This window comes from Paraburkholderia sp. (assembly GCF_035501035.1).
Lineage (GTDB): Bacteria > Pseudomonadota > Gammaproteobacteria > Burkholderiales > Burkholderiaceae > Paraburkholderia.
In genome coordinates this window covers 1-3,523 of record NZ_DATJWR010000129.1, presented here as the reverse complement: position 1 = coordinate 3,523, position 3,523 = coordinate 1, and the positions used below count along the sequence as shown (strand labels likewise).

Genomic DNA, 3,523 nt, shown 5'->3' with positions numbered 1-3,523 from the left:
TGACCATTTCCGGTGTGGGAGCGATGCTCGTATTTTTAGCCATCAATGGAAACTGAGAATTTGACGCAGTTGACCTATGACTGTTTCGCGGGGCATTTGAGTCGGTGAGCTTTCATTGCCCTGAACGGCTCTTGAGGGTCGTTAAGACCCATTCGACAGTGATGAGGGCCGCCATTCGTCGACGCCGGTTTGCATGACATGTGCAAAAATCATTCTGACCTGGTCCAAAGCGTTGTCCTTGCCACCTATGGAAACTGCCGAACTTGAACCGCAGGTGCTCGCCAATCGCCTCGGCGTGGAGTTTTGCCTCGTACGCCAGAACAGCACGATCGGATGCGTTATCACGATCGCGGCGCTGGAAGCGTATTTCTGGCTCGAGCCACGCGCCAGCGACGCCCGCATCCTCAAAACCTTTCGCGATGGCTACAGCCGCATCCGCGCAATAGCCGAACGGAAGGTGCTCGCCCATCCCGCGACTCGCCTCGAACTGACGCCGGCAGATTTCGCGCGCCACTGAGGCCTCTGCCCGTTGGGATGCTGGCCACTGCACTTGATTAGGTACGATGCTGGTCCAATTCCCCCAAAGGCCCGCTGCATCATTCGCAGAAGCTTCCTGACAGCTACAATGGCACCGATGGCTTCACTGGAGCTGGATCCGCTTTCGCCTGACGCCGGCGAGCGCGGACGAGCTCCTGTTTGTTCATGGATAGGCTCACCCTCTGACGACCCACCTCCAGATCACGCTCCCGCATGTTCGGGGTTCATGCCGCTCGCGAGGCGTGCGCGGCCGCGCCGAAGCAACCACGAAGGCAGGGTACGTGGCACCGAGGCACGCAGTCGCCATTGGACGCAGACAACGGCCGATTACGTGTACGTTATATGAAGACCCTTTCGGGCCTTCGCGAATGCCGCGCTGCTCGCCAATGCCCTGGACGGCATGCGCTGCGACAGTCCGATACTTCCACCTCGATCAAAAAGCACAACAGCGAGGTGGGGAGCCATCATGCGCGACACGTAAAGTATTCGGTCCACGTCAGCCGGATGCGTGTAGATCGCCCGGGACCAGCGCATCGGGATGCTGTAATTCGCGGTGCCGAACAGCCCGGCATGCGCGCCAAGCACGTTCATGTTCTGGCCTGTCAGATCTGCGAGCGTCAGGTCGTGACCGTCAAAGGTATGGATATAACGCCGCTTCACTTCCTCGGGCGCGACATGATATCGGGTCCCAACCGGCTCGAGGTCGTGAAGCAGGGACTCTGCGACAGCAGTAGCCAGATTCAGACCGAAGTAACTGGTCCCGTACTCCATTTTGGGATCGTCGAAGCGGTGACTTGCTGTTCTCGCGAAATGCGGTTCGTTTGTGTTGTAACTCGAAATGCGAACCAGCCGTTTGGCCTTGAGCGTTACGACCGGCAACGCCAGCGTGCTGAAGTTCTTCGCGGGGTTCTTGAGTCCACGGGCGGCCAAATGCTATTCCTCCGCGTAGCCCGCTGCCGCGCGCAGGACCATCGACAGGTTGACCTTCTCGACCTGATCAACGCTGTTGCGACCGCCTTGCCTGCGCCCGGGCTGCTTGCCACCAATCACCTCCAGCGGGGTGAGGCCGCCAAGCGAGCGCCGCGGATTCGTGAAGAATGCCCATTTGCTGGCGCCGGGCAGTTCCTTCAACGCCCGGGAGACACGGGCAACCGTACGTCGATCCAGACTCTCGTCCACAAAGAAGGCCGGGTAGTAGCTCACCCCGTTGGGACCATCAACCGTGAAAAGCGATCCCGTCTTCAGCCGCTGGTTGATTGCCTGCCGGGTGACGCCCGCACGCCCCATGAATTCCGCAGGTTCGAGCAACCTGCCCTCCTTCACGAGCTTCGCGCGGGCTGCCATCGCTTCAGCAAACATTTCTGCTTCGACGGAGGACGCGCCTGCACGTCGCCCTGCCCCGGCGCCCGCTGCGGTGCGCACGCGCTGCGCGGGAGCACGGCGGCTGCGGCCCGTTCCTGGCTTCCTCGCCGGCGCTACCTCTCCCGCCGCGTCGGCTAAGGCCGTCAGCGCATCGTCGAATCCCTGTGCGAACAGCGCGATCGACTGCGCGAAACGCTGCTGCTGTTTGGCGGGAAGCTGACCGATATCGGCCTGCATTGAACTCGCCACGACCTTGCGGATCGCTTGTGGAGTTCGTGCGCCATTACGATCCAGCACCTTAGCAGCACGTACAAGTAGCCGCGAAAACTCTGACGCCTGAATGGATGCCGTAGACATGAGCCTTCTCCAAGGTAACGATCAAGACTATCCCGGATATGGCGACATCGTCAAGTTTGTCAAGGAAGTAAAGGAAATGCCCCCTCAGGCTAACGCACAGGTCGGTACTCGTGGCGAAGCGAAATGCTCCCACTCTTATTGGCCGAGCCCCTTGTCGCAGTTCGATTTTTGCCGCCGACAGGCGTCGGCAGTTTGCAACGACGATTGACGGTTAGTTGCATCTTGTACCATGATTCCCGGCGCTGTCTGCCCCGGAGCACCACCTGATCAGGATGCTTCGCCGCGCAGTACACGGTGCCCCGCGGGCGCCCCGCTTCCATGAGTTCGCCCACTGCGCATCGTCCGGCGAGGTCTTGGAAGAAATGGAGGACCGCCGGAACCGGTACACAGGGCGACCTCCATGGCCTGAGCCCATCATGAAACTCGCAAACCCGATCATGCAAACTTAAATCTGGTGGTCGCACTTGATCCCGGGGGGGGAAGTTCACAATATGCCATGTCAAATCCAGACTAACCGTACCGGACATGCCCAGCAAGAAGAACTCTCGATCAACGCGTCGGCCAGTTGCCGGAACGCACCCAAAGTCGCTCTTTCTCCCCATGCCCCGCAACGAAGCTTCAGATCTTGCGCTGCGTGCACGGATCGCGCTTGAGCGTCTGCGCAATGGTGAAGCGGACCGTGCCCTGATCAATCTCGTCTCCCAGGTCGTCATCATCGCGAGCTTCATCACCCGGGCGGGACATGGGCAGCTCGATATTGCAGAGATTGAACGCGTTGAGCGTGGCCTCGGAGCGGTACTCAGCGAGGCCGATCACACCGGGGCGTGGAATGTCCCGGGATCGTTGATCGAGGGCCTCACGGCCGTGATCAATGAGTACGACCGCCAGCTCTGTGTGACCCGGATGGAGATCGTTGTGAGGGCGAGTGATCACCTTGGAAAGCTGGTCGACCTGGCCGCGCGTGACACCCGCCCCCACGACAGTCACCTCCAGGTTGCGCGGTAGCCTCCTCACCATGCATCACGTGCCGGGATCACAGATCCGTCAGCGCGACATGCATTGGAGCTTGCTGGTGAATGAAGACACACGGGTGTGAGAAAGCCGCGCACAAACGTCATACAGTTCTCGCCATCCGATGGTAACCAGTTCCCATAGACGGACACCAAAGCACAGCGCGTACGTCGCGAAGGAATGTAGATTGCGATCGGCGCGCCCTGATCTTGCTTGCGAAAGCGTGCAGGCGTTCACAACAGGCAATTCAGCAACG

At 60.1% G+C, this 3,523-nt stretch carries 5 protein-coding genes; 1 reads left to right on the top strand and 4 read right to left on the bottom strand.

The features are described from left to right. Window positions 1-247 precede the first annotated feature (247 nt). Window positions 248-517, top strand: coding sequence for a DUF1488 family protein (locus VMJ11_RS09235; protein WP_325619114.1), 270 nt, complete (start codon window positions 248-250; stop codon window positions 515-517). 347 nt (window positions 518-864) lie between these two features. On the opposite strand, the gene VMJ11_RS09230 is transcribed toward VMJ11_RS09235, so the two are convergent. The 4 genes from VMJ11_RS09230 to VMJ11_RS09215 all read right to left on the bottom strand — a co-directional run. Then, on the bottom strand, window positions 865-1,467 hold the full coding sequence (locus tag VMJ11_RS09230) for an RES family NAD+ phosphorylase (RefSeq protein ID WP_325619113.1): 603 nt from the start codon (window positions 1,465-1,467) through the stop codon (window positions 865-867). Between the two features lie 3 nt (window positions 1,468-1,470). Beyond that, complete coding sequence (locus tag VMJ11_RS09225; RefSeq protein ID WP_325619112.1) at window positions 1,471-2,256, bottom strand: hypothetical protein; 786 nt, start codon at window positions 2,254-2,256, stop codon at window positions 1,471-1,473. A 618-nt stretch (window positions 2,257-2,874) separates the two neighbouring features. Continuing rightward, window positions 2,875-3,234 carry a hypothetical protein gene (locus tag VMJ11_RS09220; RefSeq protein WP_325619111.1) on the bottom strand — a complete coding sequence of 120 codons (360 nt, stop codon included), beginning with the start codon at window positions 3,232-3,234 and terminating at the stop codon, window positions 2,875-2,877. Between the two features lie 66 nt (window positions 3,235-3,300). After that, on the bottom strand, window positions 3,301-3,523 hold a 223-nt coding region (locus VMJ11_RS09215), incomplete at its 5' end, for a hypothetical protein (protein WP_325619110.1).

Excerpts from the sequence above, each read along its gene's own strand:
- VMJ11_RS09235 (WP_325619114.1), top strand. The coding sequence starts at position 248 with ATGGAAACTGCCGAACTTGAACCGCAGGTGCTCGCCAATCGCCTCGGC.
- VMJ11_RS09225 (WP_325619112.1), bottom strand. The coding sequence starts at position 2,256 with ATGTCTACGGCATCCATTCAGGCGTCAGAGTTTTCGCGGCTACTTGTA.